We start from the raw sequence: 20,281 nt of genomic DNA, 5'->3' as shown, positions 1-20,281 counted from the left end.
TCTCGAAGCAGAGAAAAAACGGATCAAGGCGACAAAAGCCAGTTACCCGGTTGGAGAGGAGGGGCGCAGTAAACCTTCCGAGCTGGAAGCGGTGAGTTCCCTTGTGCAATGGATTAACAAAGACATACTTCCAGCTTTCGCCAAAGAAGATCCGGCAGCAGGTATCTTACCCGGCGTGCTTTCTGATATGGCACAGAGGTTCGGGGCAGATATTACCGAACAGCTGCTTGACGAAGCACTTGATGAACTGGTTGATAATGGCCTGAAACCGGATGCTGCAGTTCTTCTCGATGCTCTTTTCCGAAGGATAAACCGGGAGCTGACCTCGGGTAATGGTGAGCAGCAGAAAGCGAGTGAAGAGCCACGTCTGAAATTTCTGGCCGAGATACTCGCAACACGGAAAAAGGGCAAGAATGATCGCGAGACGTCTTATCTCAAGGCCACCTACGAACAGCTCAAGTCAAGGCTTGAAGCCGCACAACATGAGAAACTGAATGTTCCGGGAGCTTCTGCTCTTGAGCTTCTGAATGCTGTTTCCTCGCTGGTTGATCTGGCGCGCCTGCCGGGAACAGATCCCAAAGAACTTCCGCCGCTTATCTCTCAATTACAGCGTCAACTTGCACGGGTTGAGAGCGGTATGAAACAAGGGGATGCAGAAAAACTGATGGTCGCCCTTGAGGCAGTTAATCTGAACGTCCGTCGTCTGCTCGCGCAAGTTCAGAAGGATATGGTCAAGGGGACAGAACAGACGCGTCTGACATCGGAACTGACCAAACAACTGGTCAGGATAAATGACATGCGTGCCGTTGTTTACGGGCGCAAGTTTTCGGCAGAGAAAAATAAAACCCAGGAAGAGTTGCGCAAAAAATATGCGGTTTCCCGCCTGGAACAGGTTCGCAATCTGGTGAACAGTGGTGATCTCGCGGGAGCAGTGGCGATATTGAAAAGCCTTGAGAGCGAAGATCAGTCGGTACAGCAAAGCCGATCGCTCGCTCTTATTGATATCGTTACACAGATAGAACAACGCTATGGTTTCCTGAATGCCAGTGAACGCGAGAAACTTGGCAAATTATCTGACCTCAAGGCATTGCGCGAAGCTGCCCTGAAAGGGTTCCTCGAAACAGCAAAAGATCCAAAGGTTATTGCCGGGATTTCATTGCATTGGGCCGAAAGGCTGTTGCGCGAAGGTAAATTTACGGAAGCTGGTGATGTGCTTAACAAGGCCCTTGTGCGCAAACCAAACGATCCGTCCTTGCTTGCGCTTCAGGTACGGCTGTCCCTGGCAAGAACGGGGAAAGAAGCCACACCAGAAATTATAAAATCTCTCTTGGGAAATATACCTGTTGAGATCGGACCCGTGGTTTCCAGTATTGTTCTGAACGGGTTCATTGAACAGGGCGCACATGTTAGTGCCCGCGCCCTTATCACTGTACTCAGAAGTGCTGAAGATATCGACGAAGCGACAAGGCAGCGCCTTAACATCCAGCTGGAATTTGCAGAAATCTCGCTTATGGCCAGTGGTTTGGGCAGTACGCAGGACGATTTGGAGTTAAAGAAAAAGCTGGAGGCCTTCATAAAACAACTGTCATCCACGGCAGGACTGGATGAAAAATATAAAACCGCTCTGGTTTCATCGAGTAACCGCCTGATGGCTGAAATAGACAAAGCCGCTGCCTGGAGAGGGGCTGTTGCCAGGGAAGGAACCTCGGCAGACGAACTTGGTTCGATTGCCAAAAATGCTGTGAACGCAGGGCGTTATGATATCGCTGGCACTGCATTGCAGAAACAGATTGAAAAACTGTTGAAGGAGAATGGCCCCGAAGAAATTGGTCGGGGTTTCCTTCAGGCTTTACGTCTGTTGGATGGTATCCGGATGCGGTCACAAGATCCACGGCTTAGCGAAGCCCATCAGAAGATTTTTGCAAAGTTCCTGAGCGATAATGGTAAAGCCATCACTGAAAAACTCGACGGGTATTTTAACGAACGCATAGCCGTTGCCGCAAAAACAGCGCGGGTTAAAGAGCAGAAAAGCACGCACCGGAGAAGTCTTGAACAAATCCAGCTTGAGTTGCGTTCTCTGGCCCAATTGAAATTACGCCTCGGCCTGCTGTCAGAAGATCCGAAGACACGGCAGAAAAAAATGTCAGAGCTTGTGGATTTGGCAAGTAAAGAGGTTGATCAAAAAGAAGCCCAGATCCTCAAGGCCTTTGATGGATTGGGTGATGTTCTGCGCGATAATGAAACCACTAAAATAAACTTGGCAGAACAGCTCTCCCGTTTGAACAATTTACGGGCCATCCGGGACGGCTTTAAAGATTATTATATTGAGAACGCAGATGTCTTCAATGCACCGGACTACCGGATGTATGGCATGCGTTATGGATCATTCCTGCCGGAAAACCACCGGGAGTGGGAGATTACCATCATCCAGCGCAAGGTTGCCGGGGTTTATGCAAACGGCAAGTCGGCGGACGAGATCTGGGATGAGCGGAAAAACCTTGGCAATTTTACTATTGGCAGGGGGCTGAGGGAGAAAACCCTGGCCAATCATAAAAACACGCCAAGAGAGCGGGAATACAAGGCCGATGAGAAAAAATACAGAAATCACTGGCTGACACTGGCGATGGACGATGCCGAGCTGAAGTACCTGGATCAAAGACGTGCCGAGTTGATTAACGAGGATAGGACCCGTGGCCGTAAAGAGCGCGGTGAGCTCTATGAAAAGCTGGTCAATGCCGAAGCGAAATACCTGCGCGCGCTGGTTGGCTCTTCGAACCCGCTTCTGGAAATGTTCGAACAGATGGCACAGACAGGACGCTTGATGAAAGGTGCGGCGCAGGAACTTGAGGGACGGATTGTCCTGAACCAGCAGCGTCTGTTGATTGAAGAGTATCAATCAGCTTTGATAGAAAAGGATGCCCAGAGGCTCTTCCGGTCCATGATCCCCTTGAGAGAAGCATCCCTTGCTGGAGAACTGGACAGCTTTGTCAGCTATCTGCATATCGAATGGTATAAAGCCGGACCCGCGCGGGCCGCAAATCTTCTGGGCGGGATGAAAGATACCCAGGCTGCACTGGAAGAGGTGATCGCCGAAAGCCAGAAACTGAACATTGCTCTGATCCGGGCGGGTCATAACCTTCCGGAACAGCTCAGTGAGGTCGATAAGGAAGTACTCCGCACCCATGGTTTCCTGAAAGACGGGGTTTATGTCATTCCAGAACAGATTGTGCTGGAGCCGACAAAAGTCGGAAGTACCTTTGTTGCAAGAACCCAGACTGGTGTGGCGGGAACAATTGACCGCTTTGTCAATGCTCAACAGGCCGGGGAACTCTTTGCCACAATTGCGGTTCCCGGAGGCATTGCCGGGAAGTTTGGCCGCTGGGCCACCGCCGAAGTCCTAGCCTATGGTGCCGTAAGGTCGCTTGGCGGTAAAGCGCTGGCCTATGGTACCGGCTTGGCCCTTGAGGCCGGTGCCTTTACCCTGTTAAACCGGACCGCCCAAGTGGCGCTGGATCCGGCACTTCTGATGAAGGATGGTTATTGGTCGAGTGAAACACTTCTCAAAGAATATGCACATAACCTCTTGATCATTGGTGCTTTAAAAGGTTTTGGAGCCGGGGCTGAAGGGTTGGCCAAGGCGACCAGCCGTGTGGGGTTGCAACAGATGGCTGCCTTTGTGAAAGGCAGTGCGATTTTCGGGGAGGCAGCGATGCTGACCCAGTTAAATGCCCTGCTGGAAGGCAATCAAATTACGCAGGAGGATTATCTTGGAAACCTCTTGACGATCGTCATGTTAAAGGGCACGGGCAAGGTATTGGAAGGTAAAGAAAAAACACCATTACAACGCCTGAATGAAGTACGGATCAACAGATGGCTCGAGAGCATCGGTAAACCACCTGTTGAAGGGACCGGGCCGACGACAAAAGTCAGCCAGCTCCGGGATTCCCAGATCCGGCAGATTGAATATCTGGACTGGTTGCTCTTTGTAGACAGGCCAACCAAAATCCTGATGGAAACCTACAAAGGTGACTGGGATGCAGCCCGAAAAGATTACGAGAAAGGCAATCTCTCCCCACAGGATATGCGTAAACTTGTCAATCTTCGTCGGCAAATTGTCGATAATCTGGCCAACGAGATCATACAGGAAATCGGGGGAGAGGTTCAGGCTTTTGGATCTGAAAATCTCACCAGTGATTATGATATCAGCTTTGTCGGACCGAAAGCAGCGCTGGGGGTGATCCTGTTCAACGCCCGTTTTGCCAGTCGTTGGAAGACGGCGAGTGAAATTGGAGGCAGGGAAACCGGGCTGGTTCTTGATACCAATGCCTATACGGAAANAATTCAGAGTCTGATCGAAGCAGGCAAGGGGGATGTCATTTTCCAGGATGCCTTTGCCCATCTCTCTGCGCGTAAGGCTCTACCAAAAGAGGCCTGGGATATTCACAAAAAATGGATACTGGAAAACACCGCAGAAGGAAAACGTGCCGAGGTTCTGGAATCCCTGAACCTGGCTGAAAAATACAACGCCGAATATAAACAGGCCATAGAGGCCCAAAAAGAGCTGTTGCGGAATGACAAGGACAATCCGGTTGGCGAAGCCGATTTACAGATCACGGCAGAAAACCGTCTCTATGAAAGTGCGTTGAAGGATATACTGCAACTCAGGGAGGCTTTCGAAAAGGCAAAGGGGCCTGAAAAAGAAACCCTGAGACAACAGTTGCGTAATGCCCAGTCCAAGGCGCTGTATTTTGCCCAGGAGGCTTATTACACCCAGGCGGCAATTGAACATGTGGTCTTCACCATTCAGGCGGCCAAACGGTCGATCACAGCGGAGAGCCTTCTTTCTGATACAGCGCCCAAATTAAAGATTGATCTGACACCCGAACAGGGCCGACAGTCCTATTTTGAACAGGTCGCCCATATGCTGCATGAAATAAGACATGCGGGTGATCCTGCAAAACTGGCCTCAAAGGGGGCTAAGTACTTTATCAGGGCGCTGGATGCGGCCCAGATCGCTGGACTGCGCCTGGGGGATCTGGAGAAGGTCGTTCGCGAAACTGTAGAGCTTAATGATAACAGGTCTGACCTTACAAAAGTTCGCGAAATTTTGGCCAAGGACTTGATTGAAGCGAAAGTAAAAGAGCTTGGACGAGAGCTCAACGATGCAGAACGGGAAGCCATCGAAAAAGAGGCCGGATTACAGTATCTGTCCGATGTGCAGAAGGCGGCAAATATCCTGACGGCTGCTCTCTATAGTCAGGCGTCGGGGCTGCGGGAAGCCAGGGTTGGTGAGAGCAAGGCCAATGAAGGTAAGGCCAATGAAGGTAAAGCAGAAGATAAACCGCTTGAAGCAGCCAATGATAACATTGATCCGGATATGGGCACCAGACCTGCGGCTGAAAACGCGGCGGAAAAGGCAGCTGAGAATGCAAAGGCTTTTGCCGATGCTGCTCCTCCAGCTCCGGCATTAAGGGGAGGGACAGGCGAGAGTGGGCCGAGGATACTGGTCAGTGACCCGGGGCAAACGGCAAAAGCCCAGACCGAATTCAATTTTACTGACCCAAGCGGCGCCAAACACTTCCTGCCACTGGGTAAATACCTTGGCAGTGGTTCAACCAGCTATGTCTATGAACAGGCAGGTAACAGTGGGCGGGTGGTCAGATTGACTGTGGCTGAATCCTGGGATGCACGGGTTCTGGATGAATTCGGGCGGTTTGCTCTTGAAAAGCTGGTGGACACGCGTTTTATCCGGATCGTGCAACGCTTTGCCCGTTTTGATGTAACACAGACTTCGACAAAATATTTTGAAGTGCGTCGGGCGCAATCAATCGAAATTAATGAAAAGGCAGAGAATGGTACAGCCCAGAACATGATGGCAGAGCAGGGTGGAAAAATGACCAAAGGACAAAGCCTGGCACTGGATCAAGCTGTTCGAGAGCTCAACCGCAGAGGCCTTGCCTGGCTGGATGTAAAACCAGACAACTATTCTTTCGAAAAGCTGCCAGGGACAGACAGATGGCGGGTTCTGGTGCTTGATCCCGGCGGCATTGTCGCAATGGAGGGAAAGTCACCACGCGAACGTTATGACAATGCCCGTGGAGTTCAGGAGATGATTAATAAACCGACGGCAGAACAACTGGATATCTGGCAAAAATTCACCAGTGCCAGAGAGCTGGTCCTCAACGATATACGTCAGTTGGTTCGGGAAAATTATGGCGCTAAATTCAACAGGGGGGCCATGAAGTTACCGTTTGATGGCAAGATTGCCTTCAATCCCGGCGGCAATATGGATCTGGTCGAGATACACAAGCTCTTTGAACTTTCCCCCGAGGCTTCAAACGATAACTATCTAGCGCATTATGGAACGCCACCGAAAGTTGCCTCACTTGAAATACGTTGAAAATAGCGGTCAAACGGTCGGGGCGTGGGCTCAAGGTTCCTTGGAACGAATTATTCTCCTGAAGTATGCTAGATATAGGTTCGTTCTGTGATCGGTGTTTTTTCAATCTGGGCCAGCAACAGGTCGAGAAAGGCCTGTTCTGCACGGTTCAGACGGGCTTTGGGGTTCCAGGCGACATAGACATCGACGGCGGGAGGAGACTCAAATGGTGGAAGCCGCCAGAGATGGCCGTCTTCGATATCCCGTTTGACCACGTGGATTGGCAAGGGGCCAATACCAAGCCCTGCGATAATCAGTCTGCGCACTTCCTCGAGGTTGGCAGAGGTTCCCACCACCCTGTCTTCCAGGTCAGCGTCAGCACGCATCAGGGTGACCGGCCTGAGGGCATCACTCATGTGATCTGTGACAAAGCTTACCGTCGAGTGCCCGGCCAAATCAGCTTTGTTTAGACCTTTCTGACCAAAAAGCGGATGTGAGGGGCCACAGAACAAGCCGAAATACTCCCTGAAAAGGCGTTTGTATTCCAGAGCAGGATTACGGTCCTTAACCAGGCAGATCGCGAGGGAGGCACGGCGGGCCATAATTTTTTCAATCACATGACGGCTGGCCGAGATATCAATGGTAAGGGTGCCATGAGGATAGCTTTTATGAAATTCAGTCAGCGTATTGTCAAAAAGTGGACTGATGACATGGCTTGCCATGGCTATTTCAACATGGCCGCGTACTTCATCCACCGTTTCGCGCATCAGGGTATTGAGCCGTAATATCGCACCGTGTATCTCGACAGCTTCTTTCTCAAGAAGTTCTCCGGCTTTTGTCAGGCGAAACTTTCCCGGTGATCGATCTATCAATCGTTTGCCGAGCCGATCTTCCAATCGCTTCAGGGCGCTTGAGACCGTCGGTTGTTTTAACCGCATTTTCTCGGCAGCCTCGGTCACACTGCGCGATTTTGCCAGAACAACAAAGGTGCGTAACAGGTTCCAATCCATGTCTCGGGCCAGCTTTTCCGCGCTATCTGTCCGAAATTCAGTCATCATAAATCTCATCAATACTTATAATTCTAACTATCTATTTGATCAATGATACGGCATCTGACAGGTTTTAAGGAGAAAAAAATAAAGCCGATAAATCCTTGAGTAAATTATCGGGTAAAGAGCAGGGTAAATTGATGGCACGAGAGACACGAGAAGCACGGCAACCCTGGTTGCTGCTTGCTCCGGCACTTACAACAATATTTTTCCTGCTGGTTGTGCCGGTGCTTTTTGTTGTCGTCTATTCCTTTTGGCTGCGGACAGCAAACGGGTCTGACCAACCCGGGTTTTATATGACCAACTGGGCGGAAGTTGTAACAGACCCCTTTTACCGCGATATCCTGTTCAATACCCTGAAGATCGCAGCTGTTACCACCTTCCTCTGTGCGTTGCTGGGGTATCCCACGGCCTATTTTATTGCCCGGTCTCGGGGAAACAAGGCGATGTTGTTGATGTTGCTGATGCTGCCCTTCTGGATCAGCTACATCATTCGCACCATGTCATGGATCAATATTCTGGGGGTGTCGGGGGCATTGAACTCTCTGCTGCTGTCACTGGGGGTGATCGAGACACCGCTTCAGCTGCTCTATAACGAGGCAACGGTTGTTCTGGGGCTGGTTCACTTCCTGCTGCCCTTTATGGTTCTCAATATTTATGTGAGCGTTGAAGGTATAGATGAGACGCTCGAAGATGCTGCCTGCTCGCTGGGGTCAACCAGATGGCAAAGCTTTCTTGAGGTAACGCTGCCGCTGTCTCTTCCCGGCCTGGCTGCTGGTGGCTTGCTGTGTTTCGTTCTGGCGGCAGGAACCTATATCACGCCCTTGGTTCTTGGAGGTCCAACGGACGCGATGTTTGCCAACCTTGTCTTTGAGGCAATTATCACACAGCTAGACTGGCCGCTTGGCTCTGCCCTATCACTGGTTCTTGTCGCTGTGCTCGGCGCATTGGTCTTTATCTACAATCGTTTCTTCGGAATGGCGCAGCTCATGAAAGGCTTAAGCTAATGGGTTGGTCAATTATCCGGGTGTGGACTGTCGCGGTTTACCTCTTCATGTTTCTTCCTGTCGCTGTCGTGGTTCTACTGAGCTTTAACGACAATCAGTTCGGCAGTTTTCCGATCACGGGTTTCTCTTTTCGCTGGTTTATCGAGCTTTGGCAGAACGATGCAATCCTGCGGGCCTTTAAAACCTCTATTGTTCTTGGCGCGCTGACAGCCCTGATCTCGACAATTCTTGGTGTGCTCGCCAGTCTGGCACTGGTACGCTACAAAATTCCGGGGCGTAATCTGATCTCAACGCTTCTGATTGCTCCGATACTGGTGCCCGAGGTCGTCCTGGCGGTTGCTCTGCTGCTTTTTCTGAACTTCCTTTCCTTTCACAAGAGCTTTCTCCTGCTGCTCTTGGGACATGTGATCTTCACGTTGCCTTTTGTTGTTTTGGTGGTTCAGGCCCGCCTTGTCAGTATTCGTCGGGATTACGAAGAGGCGGCGATGAGCCTGGGTGCTAATCCGGTTCAGGCTTTTTTTCAGATAACCCTACCGCTGCTTGCGCCAGCTGTCTTTGCCGGCATGCTCTTTGCCTTCACGATCAGTTTTGATGACATTACCGGGACCCTGTTTTGGAAGCCGGGAGGCATAGAAACCGTGCCAACGCAGATCTTCTCGATGTTGCGCAATTCAATTTCTCCGGAAATCAATGCCCTGGGATCCATCATGATTATCCTGACTGTGGGATTGCCGCTGATCGGGGTAGGGATCGCCCGGCGCATTGCGATGAAACAACACTAATCACGAAACGTCATAACAATAATAACCCTTAGAACAGAGAGATAAAACAATGGACAATTCAAAAAGATATGACCGTTTGCTCGACCGTTATAAAAGTGGTGATGTGGATCGTCGCTCTTTCCTGGGGCTGATCGGTGCTGCCGGACTGGCTTATGGAGTCAGCACGCCTTTTGCCAAAAATGCGTTGTCGGCGGTAAAAGAGGTTCGTTTTGATGGCTGGGGCGGCGTGGTATCCGAAGCGTTTCGCAAACATGCTTTTGACCCCTTTACCAAGGCGACAGGTGTCAACGTTGTCGATGGTACCTTTGGTAGTGGTGATGAATACATCTCCCGGGTGAAGGCCAGCCAAAACGGTGAGTATAATATTGCTCATCTATCGGGTGTTTTTGACTATGCCCGCTATCATGAACTGGGTCTGACCAGTACGCTGAACGAAGACAATATTCCAAATCTGAAAAATGTAATTCCCAAGCTGGTCGATGTTTTCCGCGGTGTTACCGATGGAAAGCTTTCCTGTGTACCTTTTGACTATGGGACAACCGGGATTGCCTATAACCGAAAACATATTTCGGATGAAGAAATGCAGGAAAAAGGCGCATCAATCCTCCTTGATGAGCGTCTGAAGGGAAAAATTGGCGGCTGGAGTGACTGGCGTACCCGCATCTGGTATGCGGCGCTTCAGACGGGCCAGGATCCCAACAATGCAACAGATATGGATGCGATTTGGGGAGCTATTCGCACACATAGGGACCTTTTGCTGAAGTACTGGGGATCTGGGGCTGAATTGATGTCTTTGCTGGCCGAGGAAGAGATTTATGTGACGGAAGCCTGGTCTGGCCGGGTTTTCGCTCTTCAGGAACAGGGGCACGATATCGGGTACATGGACCCACCAAATGGTTTTGGCTGGCAGGAATGTCTTTTTGTTCTCAAAGGCTCGCCCATGGAAGAGTGTGAACAGCTGCTGAACTTCATGCTTTCGAGCGAGGCATCTATTGCAGTGGCCGAAGGACAGAATTATCCACCGGCGCTTGATCCGGCAAAAGTAGATTTGGGCAAAAAAATTCCGACCCTGCCTGCTTTCGATCCAACAGGTACTCTTTCAGGCCTGACCTTTGCCAAATCAGACTACTGGAACGGCAATCAGCAGGCCTGGTCCAAGGAATTTGGCCGTATCCAAAAAGGCTACTGACCTTTTGACTGTCTGCCCTGCAACTTTCTCTGCCGCGGATGTCGCGGCAGAGAGTCTCTTAACAAATCCAGTTTCTGGAGGCTTTCTGTGAGCTCCGTCAGTTTGAGAAATATAGTCAAACGATTTGCCGATTTTACGGCTGTACACCCGATGTTTCTCGACATACCGGAAGGCAGTTTTGTAACCTTGCTTGGTCCATCCGGTTGTGGCAAGACGACAACCTTGCGGATGATCGCCGGTCTTCTTGACCCGACTGAGGGGGAGATCAGCATCGGAGAGCAGTTGGTAAACAACATTCCGATGCACAAAAGAAATCTTGGCATCGTTTTTCAGAACTATGCCTTGTTTCCCCATAAAACGATCCATGACAATGTCGCCTTTGGCCTCAAGTACCGGAATGTATCTGATGCCGAGGTGAAACGTCGCGTGGAAGATGTGCTGGAATTGGTACAGCTCCCTGATGTGGGAAGCCGCTACCCTAACCAGTTGTCTGGTGGGCAACAGCAACGCATCGCCCTGGCACGAGCAATTGTGATCAAACCTGATGTGCTGCTGCTGGATGAACCTCTTTCCGCGCTGGATGCGAATTTGCGCGAAAACATGCGTATCGAGTTAAAACGCATTCAGGAAAAAACCGGTATTACCACAGTCTTCGTTACCCATGATCAATCCGAAGCTCTGGCGATGTCTGACAAGCTGGTTGTGATGTCAGAGGGGCGAATTGAACAGGTCGGCGCGCCCAAAGACGTCTATGATAATCCGGAAAGCTCTTTTGTTGCTGACTTCCTTGGTACTTCAAACATTATTGATGTCAATTGTGAGAGCGCGGATAAAAGTGGTGTTTGCGTTGATGCCAAACATCTTGGTTCAGTCTGTTTGCCACGGGAAAAAGCCCGAAATGCTTCTGCTGGTCTGGCGGCAAAGCTGGTGATCCGCGCCGAGAAACTCTATCTGGTTGCGGCGGACACTCCTTCGGACCTTCGTTCCAGTGTGGAAGGCGTTGTCGAGACGGTCGATTATCAAGGGCAAGCCGTTCGGTATTTTGTCCGGGTCGGCGACCTGCAATTACAAGCCCTTAACATGATTGATAATCAGCCCTTTAATGAAGGGGACACGGTATCCCTACGCTTTAGACCACAAGATTGCGTCGCACTGAAAGGAGAGGGCTGATGGCCGAAAGAAAACAAAGTCACCTCTTCTATCAATCGCACAGCCGTCGCCCCGTTCTAGATCAGGCGCGGGGGATTTATATGTGGGATGTTGATGGGGAACGCTATCTCGACGGATCATCCGGGGCGATGGTATGCAATATCGGGCACTCCAATGAGATCGTACTGGAAGCCATGCGCAGGCAAATGGACAAGTCGACATTTGGCTATCGTTTGCACTTTGAAACGGAACCCGCAGAACGTCTGGCGAGCAAAGTCGCGGCCTTGTCGCCAGAAGGGCTGGACAAGGTGTTTTTTGTCTCAGGCGGGTCCGAGGCCGTAGAAAGCGCGATCAAGCTTGCCCGACAATACGCACTTGCTATAGATCAGCCCAAACGCTGGAAAGTGATTTCCCGTTTTCCCGGTTACCATGGATGTACTCTGGGGGCGCTTGCCCTGACGGGCTATACAACGCTGACCAAGCCCTTTGGTCCCATGATGCAGGCGATGCCGAAGATCCCGGCACCCACAGCTTATCTTGATGGATTGAACCCGGATGATCCTGAAACAGGGCATCACTATGCTGATATGCTGGAAATATGTATTCTTGAAGAGGCCCCGGAAAGCGTTCTGGCTTTTATCGTCGAACCGGTAGGCGGGGCGACCACCGGTGCTCTGGTGCCTCCAACGGGATACATGGAGCGCATTCGCGAGATTTGTACCCGGTATAATATCCTTTTGATCCATGACGAGGTTATGACGGGTGGAGGAAGAACGGGACGCTTTTTTGCGGGTGAACACTGGGATGTGTCGCCGGATATTCTGGTGCTGTCAAAAGGGTTTTCTGCTGGTTACGTCCCGCTTGGCGCGATGATTGCCCATAAGGATATTGTTGATGCTGTGATGGCTGATGGCGGTTTTTTACACGGATTTACCTATGCCGGTAATCCACTGGCCTGTTCTGCCGGGCTTGCTGTTATTGAACAGATCGAGACACAGGGGCTTTTAAAAAATGCCGAAAACGTAGGGGCGATCCTCAAGCAACGTCTGAGTGGGTTGATGGACCGCTACCCCTTTATCGGTGATGTTCGGGGAAAGGGGTTACTGCTTGCCTTTGAACTGGTCAGTGATCGCACAACGATGCGACCTCTCCCCAAAGAGCTGGCTGCTTTTGATCGACTGGTTGATATCGCATATTCAAATGGGCTTATCATCTATTCCCGTCGAACACGCGGCGGTGTGGAGGGAGATCACTTTCTGGTGTGCCCTCCGATGATCACAACAGAAGCTCAGGTCGATGAAATCATGACCATGCTCATTAAGTCCCTCGATACTTTTGCCGTTGAAGCCAAACTGCCCATCGAAAGATAAAGGCGCAATCCCATGAGCAAGATAATCATAACCTGTGCTGTTACGGGCTCTATACACACGCCTTCAATGTCGCCTTATCTTCCTGTTACAGGCGAGGAAATTGCAGCGCAGTCAATCGCGGCAGCGCAAGCTGGTGCTGCGATTATTCATCTGCATGCCAGGGAGCAGAGAACCGGAAAACCATCTTCTTCATTCAATGATTTCATGAGCTTCCTGCCTGAAATTAAACTCAAATCTGATGCTGTGTTAAATCTGTCAACAGGGGGAAGTGCCCTGATGTCGCTGGAAGATCGACTGGTTGCGCCGCGTCTGGTCGAACCGGAGATGTGTTCCCTGAATATGGGCAGCATGAACTTTGCCCTTTATCCGATTGCCGAACGGATTGAGGAATGGAAGCATGACTGGGAGAAACCGTTCCTTGAGAGTTCGGATGATCTTGTGTTTAAAAACACACCGCGTGATATCTCCTGTATCTTGACTGAAATGGGGGAGAAGCGCGGCGCGAGATTTGAGTTTGAATGTTATGATCTCGGGCATCTCTACATGCTCAAGCATTTTGTTGATCGCGGCATGGTCCGTGCTCCGCTGTTTATCCAGTTTGTTTTTGGTGTGCTCGGCGGAATGGGGGCTGATCCTGAAAATTTAACCCATATGAAGCGTATTGCAGACAAGCTCTTCGGCGAGAGTTATTCCTTTTCGGTGCTGGCAGCCGGGCGCCATCAAATGCAACTGGCCGCAATGTCTGCCACGATGGGCGGGCACGTCCGGGTAGGGCTTGAAGATAATCTGACCATCGCGAAGGGTACTTTAGCCCAATCCAACGCACAGCAGGTCACCAAGATACGGGAGATCGTTGAGCATCTTGGCCGTGAAGTTGCCACTCCTGATGAAGCCCGCGTCCTTCTTGATCTGAAAGGAAGTGCTCATGTCAAATTATAGAAAACCTTCCTTGTCCATCGTCTATCCATTGACCCCCGTAAATATCGTTAGAGGTGCAAGATGAAATATGTCTTTGACGAGCGCCAGAAGAGGCATGATCCAAAGCATTTTTTTGCTAATGGGACCCCGCTTCCCAATCCCGAGCAGCCGGAGAGAACAAGATTGTTGCAAAAAGGGGCGAAAGCCGCTGGTTGTAAGCACGTTCTGACCAAGGATTTTGGTCTGGGACCAATCGCGGCGATACACTCGGCAGAATATCTGGCCTTTCTGGAGAATATTCATACGCGATGGCAACGAATAGACGGGGCTTCTGATGAAGTTATTCCGAACATCCACCCGATGGCGCGGAATGTTAATTATCCGAAATCTGCGGTGGGGCAGGCGGGGTATCATCAGGCCGATACGGCCTGTCCGATTTCTGCCGGAACCTGGGAGTCAGCTTACTGGTCCGCGCAAACAGCGCTTACCGGGGCGGATCTTCTTCTGGAGGGTGAAAAGGCGGCTTATGCTCTTTGTCGACCACCTGGGCATCACGCTTTTGCTGACATGGCTGGGGGCTTCTGTTTCCTTAACAATTCAGCCATTGCAGCAGAAAAAATTCTGCGGACAGGGCGCAGGCCCGCTATTCTCGATATCGATGTTCATCACGGTAATGGAACACAGGGAATATTTTACGAGCGCAAGGATGTTCTGACCCTGTCTATCCATGCTGATCCCGACCGTTTTTATCCTTTTTTCTGGGGGAGCGGGCAGGAACGGGGAGAGGGCGAGGGACAAGGGTATAACTTTAATCTTCCTCTGCCGCGTGGAACGGGAGACGATCACTACCTTGTTGCCCTGCAAACAGCTCTGGAACGGATAGAGTCATTTGGCACAGATGTTCTGGTTGTTGCGCTGGGGCTCGACCCCTACGAAAAAGATCCCCTTAAGGGCTTTTCAATCACTACAGCCGGGTTTGCCCGAATAGCTGGGGCGATAAAAAAGCTGGATATACCGACACTTTTTGTACAGGAAGGGGGCTATCTGTGTGAGGAATTGTCGGATAACCTTGCATCATTTCTGCAGGGATTTGAATCTACAGGGCTTGAAAAATAATGATGTTTATTTCGGATGTATTGGTTATCGGGGGCGGGATTGCAGGTATCGGGGCGGCGGCCAGAATAAGCCCGGAAGCAAGTGTGACCGTACTTGAGGGTATGAATGCTTTTGGCTATCACGCCACCGGGCGAAGTGCGGCCATTTTTATTCGCAATTACGGTAACAAGACGTTGCGGGCGTTGAATATTGCATCAGAACCTCTATTACTGGAGCCAGAGGGTATTTCCGATAGCAGTCTTCTTTCACCTCGCGGGGAAATACTGGTTGCGACGGAATCAGAACTCGATGATCTCAAGCGATATCTGGAAGGTTCCAGTGGTATCGAGGCCCTGAGTGCAGATCAAGCAGTAGAACTGGTGCCAATTCTACGCCGGGAAAAAATTGCTGCTGCAGCTTATGAACCCCAGGCACAGGATATTGATGTCGACAGGTTGCTGCAGGGCTTCGCGAGGATAATCAAACATAACAAAGGACAGATTGTCACCAATGCTGCGGCACAGACCATTGCCCGGAAAAACGGCGTCTGGCGGGTAGAAACGCCTGCGGGTACTTTTGAGGCCAAGATACTGATAAATGCCGCCGGGGCCTGGGCTGATGAAGTGGCCGCTATGGCAGAGGTCAGAAAAGTTGGTCTGGTTCCCATGCGGCGCTCAGCTGCCCTTCTACCACCACCGGATGATCACGACATCATGAAATGGCCTCTTTTTGCCAGTGCTTCGGAACAGTGGTACGCCAAACCGGAGGGCGGAAAGCTGATGGTTTCCCCCGCGGATGAGGATCCAGTCGATCCTCACGATGCTTTTGTCGACGATATGGTTCTGGCAGAAGGACTGGACCGCTATGAACAATCCGTCACCGTGCCTGTCACCCGGGTTGACAAAAGCTGGGCTGGCCTGCGCTCTTTTGTCAAGGATCGTACGCCTGTTGCCGGTTTTGCAGCGGATACTGAAGGCTTTATCTGGCTGGCCGGGCAAGGCGGATACGGAATACAGACTGCACCAGCCCTGTCAGCTCTGGTGGCTGACATTTGTCTGGGCAGAACACCCCGGTTGTCGCAGGAAACCCTGGAAGCACTCAACCCCGCGCGTTTGGCCATATAATATAGAGAAAAATCCTGTCGGGATGGCTGTTCGTGGCTGGGCGTATTGTTATATTTGAGAGCGATCTCAAATATAATAATCTCGGTTTTCTGAAAGATTTTTCAGGAAATTTCTTTAGTAAAGTGATGGTTTTAGATTATCCGCTCACCCCAGAAATTTTTCGGGGCGGATCACGCTGACATTGCTGCAATAGGTAATCATGGCGTAATTGTCATAATACTTCTGTTCCAAAAACGCGAGGATCTGTCTGGAAAGTTTTTCGCTGCAGACGATTTCAACCCGGATATTCCCGTCGATCCCCCAGTCGCCGGCACGATTTCCACGATGACCTCGACCACGCACATCTGTAATGGTGAAGCCTTTAACACCAAGGTTTTCAAGGTCGGTGAGAAGAGTTGTCTCAATTACAGACTCAGTAATGATGACAACGAGTTTGGGCTGTATTGTTTCAGTCATAAGGGAGTTCCTGAAATTTGGAGAGCCAGTTTGTGGTAGAGGGGAATGCCGACAAGAACGTTAAAGGGAAAGGTGATCCCGAGAGAGGCGGCGAGCGAAAGCGCCGGGTTGGCTTCAGGGACAGCGGTTCGAATAGCGGCCGGAACGGCAATATAGGACGCGCTGGCTGCGAGGGTTGCCAGAATAGTCGTGCCGCCGACAGACAGGTCCAAAAAACTTCCAAGCAGGGCGCCAATACAGGCAGACGCCAGAGGTAGCCCCAATCCAAACAGGATCAGGGGGATGCCATATTTGCGCAGACTGCTGACGTGCTGTGCCGTAATCAGACCCATTTCCAGTAGAAAGAGTGCCAGAACACCTTTGAAGGTATTGAAGAACAGACCTGACAGCGGCTCGACCCCTGAGGGCCCCACAGCCCAGCCGATCAATAGTCCACCGAGCAGAAGAACAATACTTTTGCCAAGAAAAGTCTCATGCGCCAGTGCTTTCCAGTTGGTCTCTCTTGTGATGCCTTTGGCCAGAATAATGCCGACGATAATGGCCGGGACTTCCAGCAGAACAACAAACAGCGGCATGTGGCTTTCGTACTCGATCTGCTGGTGGCCAAGATAGGCTACAGCGACAGCAAAGGTTCCGACACTGACTGAACCGTAATGTGCAGCGAGAGAGGCGGCATCAGCACGTTTGAAACGCCCCAGTTTAAGCAACAAAGGAAAGGAAAACAGGGGGAGAAGAAACCCCATGACAATAACAGCAGCCATCTGGGGCAGGAGCGTTGACATTGGCTGGGTCGCAAGTTCAACGCCGCCCTTCAATCCGATGGTGAGCAACAGAAGAACAGAGAGAAACTCATAGATGGCGGGAGGGAGGCGGAGTTCCGAGCGCAGGAGAGCCGCTATCAAACCCAGCAGGAAAAACAGAATTATTGGGTCCATCGTGTGATTTACTCTAGTGTTTGTTAAAGCGAAACCAGTTCACCGGAAAGCAGTATATCTGGCAAGGGGAAAAGGATAGATCATGAACTGTTCTCAGGCATAATTACAGATTTTTGCAAAGTGGAGTTCTGATTGAACAGCTATATGATCTAGAGGGGGAAGCTGTCCTCTTTACATCAATCCCGACAAGAAGTAGAAGTCGCTCTGCTTTCCACTGATTTATTTGATGATTGAACAGTTCTGTTCTTTGTTCTGGTGGAAAATTGAGAGTAAGCCTGTCTTTTAGAGCTTATTCTTAGGTGGCGCGCAATACCGTGTGCTATGTAATAAAGATGAGAGCCCTAAGCTTAACGGATAGTCCCATAGCCTGCTGCCTCACCCGTTCCTGTTCCGAAAGAAAAAACATGTCTGAATCTTCTACCCACTTCGAGGGTGTTCTTCCATCACTGGAGCAGGCTCTTGGTAAACGTGGTTATAAAGCTTTAACTCCGGTCCAGCAGGCTGTACTGGCACCTGAGTTGGTTGACGCAGATGCCCTGGTCTCGGCACAGACGGGGTCCGGGAAGACAGTTGCTTTTGGACTGGCCATTGCTCCGACATTGCTTGAAGGTGCTGAGCGCTTCACCAAGGCCCAGGTTCCTCTGGCTCTGGTAATTGCGCCGACCCGCGAACTGGCGCTACAGGTCAAAAGCGAGCTGGACTGGCTTTATGAAATGACTGGCGCGTCTGTTGCTTCCTGTGTGGGGGGCATGGACATGCGCAGCGAACGGCGGGAGCTGGATCGTGGGGTACACATCGTTGTTGGTACGCCCGGACGGTTACGCGATCATATCGAACGGGGATCGCTTGATGTCACGGCTCTGCGGGCCGTGGTTCTGGATGAAGCGGACGAGATGCTTGATATGGGTTTCCGGGATGATCTGGAATATATTCTGGATACAACACCGGAAGACCGCCGTACATTGTTGTTCTCTGCGACGGTGCCGCGTTCCATTCTGGGACTGGCAAAGCGGTATCAGCGCAATGCTGTGCGTCTCTCGACAGCAGCAGAAGAAAAACAGCATCTTGATATCGAATACCGTGCCCTGACAGTTGCACCGAATGATCGTGAAAATGCGATCATCAATCTGGTGCGCTATTACGAACCTAAAAATGCGATTGTGTTTTGTGCAACGCGTTTGACTGTAAGTCATCTTGCAAGCCGTTTAACCAACCGGGGGTTTGCGGTGGTTGCTCTGTCAGGAGAATTGAGCCAGGCACAGCGAAGTCACGCGTTACAGGCCATGCGCGATGGCCGGGCGCAGATCTGTGTTGCAACTGATGTTGCTGCGCGCGGGATTGACCTGCCAAATCTTGAGCTGGTTATTCATGCCGATATTCCCAAAGGGGCAGAGCCGTTATTGCATCGGAGTGGACGTACAGGCCGGGCCGGGCGAAAAGGTGTCAGCGCACTGATCGTCCCGCATAACTGGCGCAAGCGTACAGAACGTCTGTTGGATAATGCCAATGTCGTGGCGACCTGGGCCAAGACACCGTCGGTTGATGAGATCGTTGAGCGGGACCGCGAGCGTTTCCTGGCGAACCCCGCATTGAATGAGGCCGTGAAGGATGATGAGCTGGCTTTTGTTCAGGAGTTGCTTTCCCGTTACAGCGCAGAACAGGTGGCGGCGGCTCTGGTCCGCTTAAACCATGCAGGCTTGCCAGCCCCGGAAGAGTTGCTGGATACACCTGAACCTCACCAAGGGCGAGACCGCAGTGAACGCGGAGAGCGGAGCAGTTCCAATGAACGTGGTAATCGTCAGGACAGACGAGACCGGGAGCAGAGCGACGTACCTAGAAAACAACGTCAGGACTTTACTGACGGGGTCTGGATTTCTGTATCTGTTGGTCGAAAACATACGGCTGAGCCTCGCTGGCTCTTGCCGATGCTGTGTCGTGCCGGCCATGTGACCAAAAACGAGATCGGGGCAATCCGCATTTACGAATCAGAATCTTTTGTCGAGATCACTTCTGACGCAGTGGATAAATTTTTCTCTGCCTTGGGACCGAGCAGCAAGATGGAAAAAACCATCAGCGTGAAACGGTTGGAAGGATCTCCAGATGATGAAGTTGCGACCTTCAGATCCTCAAGAGGGGAAGAACGCGGCAAACGTGAAGCTCATCAGAGGGAGGAAGGGCTGAGTGGAAATAAAAAGCCCGGACGTAACGGAAGAGATCATTTCAGAGATAACTTTAACTCCAAGGCTGAAAAAAGAGATTTTGGCGATGGGAACTGGAAGTCGGATCGTCGACCGAAAGAACCGGTAAAGGCGGGCAAGGTTGATTTGCAAGCCCTGGCATCGAACATCGAAGAGAAAAACAAAAAATCTGCTTTCAAATATGATGCTGCCCACAAAAAATCAGGCAAAACAGCTCAAAAATCCTTCGGCAAGCCAAGGGCGGAGAAAGAGTTTTCCCCGATGAGTGGTGACAAAAAACCGGGAGCAACCAAGGCTGGAGCGGGGAGAATAGATCGTCCGGCTAAAAAAGAAAAATCCGCGGAATATGAAGGGCCTGATGATTCTGGAGAAATCTTTACCCGCAAACCCCGTTTCGACAAGGTCGGGGGTGCCGGAAAAGGTAAACCGGGGTTCTCTGCAAAAGCCAAAGATAAAACAGGGTCTTCAACCTTGAAAAGAAAGAAACCGAGAGCCTGATCCGGTTTTCTAATCCTGACTGGTTAATTATATAGAGGGGTAAGAGGCATCATTTGTTCTCTTGCCCCTCTGTTGTTTTTAATCTGTCCATTAACTGTCATCTTGTCGAAACAGCTGTGGGGTAGGGCTGGG

General features: G+C 51.0%; 12 protein-coding genes. 9 read left to right on the top strand and 3 right to left on the bottom strand.

What is annotated here, in order from left to right; all coding sequences use genetic code 11:
* Positions 1-6,468: 6,468 nt before the first annotated feature.
* On the bottom strand, positions 6,469-7,437 hold the full coding sequence (locus tag B152_RS0118745) for a LysR family transcriptional regulator (protein ID WP_157231169.1): 969 nt from the start codon (positions 7,435-7,437) through the stop codon (positions 6,469-6,471).
* A 131-nt stretch (positions 7,438-7,568) separates the two neighbouring features.
* Between B152_RS0118745 and B152_RS0118740 the strand changes: the two genes are divergently transcribed.
* The 8 genes from B152_RS0118740 (at position 7,569) to B152_RS0118705 (ending at position 16,062) form a co-directional block, all read left to right on the top strand.
* On the top strand, positions 7,569-8,435 hold the full coding sequence (locus B152_RS0118740; protein WP_020593980.1) for an ABC transporter permease: 867 nt from the start codon (positions 7,569-7,571) through the stop codon (positions 8,433-8,435).
* A complete protein-coding gene (locus B152_RS0118735; protein WP_020593979.1) occupies positions 8,435-9,217 on the top strand; it encodes an ABC transporter permease in 783 nt (260 codons plus the stop codon). The genes B152_RS0118740 and B152_RS0118735 overlap by 1 nt, the downstream gene beginning before the upstream one ends.
* Before the next feature lie 49 nt (positions 9,218-9,266).
* Positions 9,267-10,406, top strand: a complete 1,140-nt coding sequence (locus B152_RS0118730) for an extracellular solute-binding protein (RefSeq protein WP_020593978.1) — start codon at positions 9,267-9,269, stop codon at positions 10,404-10,406.
* A gap of 87 nt (positions 10,407-10,493) precedes the next feature.
* Entirely contained in the window at positions 10,494-11,576 is a 1,083-nt protein-coding gene (locus B152_RS0118725) for an ABC transporter ATP-binding protein (protein ID WP_020593977.1), read from the top strand.
* Positions 11,576-12,925: an aminotransferase family protein gene (locus B152_RS0118720; protein WP_020593976.1), complete on the top strand. Its 1,350-nt coding sequence runs from the start codon at positions 11,576-11,578 to the stop codon at positions 12,923-12,925. The genes B152_RS0118725 and B152_RS0118720 overlap by 1 nt, the downstream gene beginning before the upstream one ends.
* Positions 12,926-12,937: 12 nt before the next feature.
* Entirely contained in the window at positions 12,938-13,864 is a 927-nt protein-coding gene (gene kce / locus B152_RS0118715; protein ID WP_026261709.1) for a 3,5-dioxohexanoate:acetyl-CoA acetone transferase, read from the top strand.
* 60 nt (positions 13,865-13,924) lie between these two features.
* The gene (locus B152_RS0118710; RefSeq protein WP_020593974.1) at positions 13,925-14,959 is read left to right on the top strand and encodes a histone deacetylase family protein; all 1,035 of its coding nucleotides are present in this window, start codon (positions 13,925-13,927) and stop codon (positions 14,957-14,959) included.
* On the top strand, positions 14,959-16,062 hold the full coding sequence (locus B152_RS0118705; RefSeq protein WP_020593973.1) for an NAD(P)/FAD-dependent oxidoreductase: 1,104 nt from the start codon (positions 14,959-14,961) through the stop codon (positions 16,060-16,062). Before B152_RS0118710 ends, B152_RS0118705 begins: the two co-directional genes overlap by 1 nt.
* A gap of 144 nt (positions 16,063-16,206) precedes the next feature.
* Here B152_RS0118705 and B152_RS0118700 read toward each other — a convergent pair whose 3' ends face one another.
* Positions 16,207-16,518, bottom strand: a complete 312-nt coding sequence (locus B152_RS0118700; protein ID WP_020593972.1) for a P-II family nitrogen regulator — start codon at positions 16,516-16,518, stop codon at positions 16,207-16,209.
* Positions 16,515-17,453 carry a sodium-dependent bicarbonate transport family permease gene (locus B152_RS0118695; RefSeq protein WP_020593971.1) on the bottom strand — a complete coding sequence of 313 codons (939 nt, stop codon included), beginning with the start codon at positions 17,451-17,453 and terminating at the stop codon, positions 16,515-16,517. The genes B152_RS0118700 and B152_RS0118695 overlap by 4 nt, the downstream gene beginning before the upstream one ends.
* A gap of 404 nt (positions 17,454-17,857) precedes the next feature.
* Between B152_RS0118695 and B152_RS24345 the strand changes: the two genes are divergently transcribed.
* The gene (locus B152_RS24345) at positions 17,858-20,149 is read left to right on the top strand and encodes a DEAD/DEAH box helicase (RefSeq protein ID WP_020593970.1); all 2,292 of its coding nucleotides are present in this window, start codon (positions 17,858-17,860) and stop codon (positions 20,147-20,149) included.
* Positions 20,150-20,281 lie beyond the last annotated feature (132 nt).

Source organism: Kiloniella laminariae DSM 19542 (genome assembly GCF_000374005.1).
GTDB lineage: Bacteria > Pseudomonadota > Alphaproteobacteria > Kiloniellales > Kiloniellaceae > Kiloniella > Kiloniella laminariae.
The sequence above is the reverse complement of the archived record's forward strand: the minus strand, read 5'-3'. Positions and strand labels throughout refer to the sequence as shown.

Excerpts from the sequence above, each read along its gene's own strand:
- B152_RS0118745 (WP_157231169.1), bottom strand. The coding sequence starts at position 7,437 with ATGATGACTGAATTTCGGACAGATAGCGCGGAAAAGCTGGCCCGAGAC.
- B152_RS0118740 (WP_020593980.1), top strand. The coding sequence starts at position 7,569 with ATGGCACGAGAGACACGAGAAGCACGGCAACCCTGGTTGCTGCTTGCT.
- B152_RS0118735 (WP_020593979.1), top strand. The coding sequence starts at position 8,435 with ATGGGTTGGTCAATTATCCGGGTGTGGACTGTCGCGGTTTACCTCTTC.
- B152_RS0118730 (WP_020593978.1), top strand. The coding sequence starts at position 9,267 with ATGGACAATTCAAAAAGATATGACCGTTTGCTCGACCGTTATAAAAGT.
- B152_RS0118720 (WP_020593976.1), top strand. The coding sequence starts at position 11,576 with ATGGCCGAAAGAAAACAAAGTCACCTCTTCTATCAATCGCACAGCCGT.
- kce (WP_026261709.1), top strand. The coding sequence starts at position 12,938 with ATGAGCAAGATAATCATAACCTGTGCTGTTACGGGCTCTATACACACG.
- B152_RS0118710 (WP_020593974.1), top strand. The coding sequence starts at position 13,925 with ATGAAATATGTCTTTGACGAGCGCCAGAAGAGGCATGATCCAAAGCAT.
- B152_RS0118705 (WP_020593973.1), top strand. The coding sequence starts at position 14,959 with ATGATGTTTATTTCGGATGTATTGGTTATCGGGGGCGGGATTGCAGGT.
- B152_RS0118700 (WP_020593972.1), bottom strand. The coding sequence starts at position 16,518 with ATGACTGAAACAATACAGCCCAAACTCGTTGTCATCATTACTGAGTCT.
- B152_RS0118695 (WP_020593971.1), bottom strand. The coding sequence starts at position 17,453 with ATGGACCCAATAATTCTGTTTTTCCTGCTGGGTTTGATAGCGGCTCTC.
- B152_RS24345 (WP_020593970.1), top strand. The coding sequence starts at position 17,858 with ATGTCTGAATCTTCTACCCACTTCGAGGGTGTTCTTCCATCACTGGAG.